The sequence below is a fragment of the Microbispora sp. NPDC049125 genome (genome assembly GCF_040802045.1).
GTDB lineage: Bacteria > Actinomycetota > Actinomycetes > Streptosporangiales > Streptosporangiaceae > Microbispora.
This window is the reverse complement of the sequence record NZ_JBEZDW010000106.1, coordinates 1-2,068: the sequence shown is the minus strand read 5'-3', so window position 1 is coordinate 2,068 and position 2,068 is coordinate 1. Positions and strand designations below refer to the sequence as shown.

General features: G+C 71.4%; 3 protein-coding genes. 2 read left to right on the top strand and 1 reads right to left on the bottom strand.

The features are described from left to right. Window positions 1-217, top strand: a 217-nt coding sequence (locus AB0B72_RS40165; RefSeq protein ID WP_367745053.1) for a ricin-type beta-trefoil lectin domain protein, incomplete at its 5' end; no start/stop codon positions are given. Between the two features lie 87 nt (window positions 218-304). Further along, complete coding sequence (locus AB0B72_RS40160) at window positions 305-1,336, top strand: LacI family DNA-binding transcriptional regulator (protein ID WP_367745054.1); 1,032 nt, start codon at window positions 305-307, stop codon at window positions 1,334-1,336. Between the two features lie 122 nt (window positions 1,337-1,458). Here AB0B72_RS40160 and AB0B72_RS40155 read toward each other — a convergent pair. Beyond that, a partial coding sequence (locus tag AB0B72_RS40155) for a lectin (protein WP_367745052.1) occupies window positions 1,459-2,068 on the bottom strand: 610 nt, incomplete at its 5' end.

Here is a 2,068-nt window from a genome sequence, read left to right as displayed (position 1 = left end):
CGTCAACGGTGCCGGCACCGCGGACGGCACCAGTGTCCTCATCTGGGACTGCAACGGCCAGAACAACCAGAAGTGGCGCCTCAACTCCGACGGCACCATCACCGCCGTCGGGGCCGGCAAGTGCCTGGACGTGTCCGGCAACGGCACCGCCAACGGCACCAAGGTGCACATCTGGACCTGCCACGGCGGAACCAACCAGCGCTGGACCCGCACCTGACCCACCTTTCGTGCCGGGGCGGCCTCTCGGGCCGTCCCGGCACGCGGGCGTCGCCGATCGGCACAGCGCGCGCGCAGCACCGAATCCATCCGTGAGGAGTGCGAGATGAACATCGGCGAAATCGCCCGCCGGGCCGGGGTGTCCCGTAGCACCGTCTCCTACGCCCTCAGCGGCAAGCGGACGATCTCCGAGGAGACCAAGCGGCGCATCCAGGCCGTCATCGAGGAGTTGGACTACCGGCCCAACGCCGCGGCCCGGGCTCTCAAGGAGGGCCGGACCCGCACCCTCGGCCTTGTCATACCGCCGGCGAGCCTGCGCCTGACCGACACGCAGCTCGGCATCGTGGCCGACGTGGTGGAGGCCGCGGCCCGCGTCGATCTCGACGTGCTGCTCTCCCCGTGCGCCAGCCGCCACGACCGCTCCTTCGAACGGATGGTCAGTGGCCGGCGCGTGGACGGCGTCATCGCGATGGAGATCCGCCTGGAGGACGAGCGAGTCACCCGGCTGCGGCAGACCGGCCTGCCGTTCGTCACCATCGGCCACACCGCGGACCCGCAGGGGACCTGCTGGGTCGACCTCGACTACGCCACGGTCGTCGCCAGATGCGTGGACCACCTGGCCGACCTCGGCCACCGCCACCTCGCCCTGATCAACCGGTCCGCCGAGCTGGTCGCCTCCGGGTACGGGCCGGCGCGGCGCGCCTCGGCCGGTTTCCTCGACGCCACGACCCGGCGCGGAGTGAGCGGCGTGGATCTGAGCTGCGCCGACGATCCGGCCGCCGGCAGGGCCTGCCTGGAACGCCTGCGCGCCGAACACCCGGACGTCACCGCGATCGTCACCATCAACGAGACCGCCCTTCCCGGCGTCCAGCGGGCTCTGGACGAGGAGGGCGTCGCAGTGCCCCGCGACCTGTCCCTCACCGGTGTCGTCGCCCGCCGCTGGGCGGAGAACTTCCGCCCCTCGCTGACCGCCGTCGACGTGCCGGTGGAGATGGGCAGGCACGCCGTCGAGCTGCTCCTCGAACGGATCGCGGTGCCGGAAGCGCCCTCCCGGCACCTGCTGCTCACCCCGCCGATCTCGCTTCGAGCCAGCACCGGCCCCGCACCCGCCCGCCGGTGAACCGGGTGCCTCGCGCCGTCGAGCTGTTCATCGGGCGCATCGCCGATCGGGCCGGGGCTCCGTAACGACTTCGCCGGGGCGGCCCCGAGAGGCCGCCCCGGCGAAGGGGAGAAGGAGATGGATCAGGTACGGGTCCACCTCTGGTTGGCCCCGCCATTGCAGGACCAGATGATGAGCTTGATGCCGTTGGCCGTGGCGTTGTTCGGCGCGTCCAGGCACTTGCCGGCGCCGACGGCCGTGATGGTGCCGTCGGAGTTGAAGCGCCACTTCTGGTTGTTCTGGCCGTTGCAGTCCCAGATGATCACGCGGGTGCCGTCGGCGGCGGCCGCCCCGGTGACGTCCAGGCACTTGCCGCCGAAGACACGCAGCTCATTGGAGCTGGTCGAGGTCCACTTCTGGTTGGCTTCCCCGCTGCAGTCGTAGATCTGCGCCTGCGCGCCGTTCGTCGCCGAGCCGCCGGTGACGTCCAGGCACCGGCCCGACCCGACACCGCGGATCGCACCCGCCGCGCCCGGAGACGGTGACGTCGAAGGGGACGGCGAAGGGGACGGGGAGGCCGACGGAGACCTCGTCGGCGAGGGAGAGGCCGACGGAGACCTCGTCGGAGAGGAAGAGGGAGAGGGAGAGGTGCTGGGTGTCGCGGCGTTCAGCGCGTCGAGGACCGAGGTGTAGGCGGGCCTCTTGTTGTAGTTGCCGTCGAAGAGCAGGACGGCGCTGGGGGAGCGCCAGGAG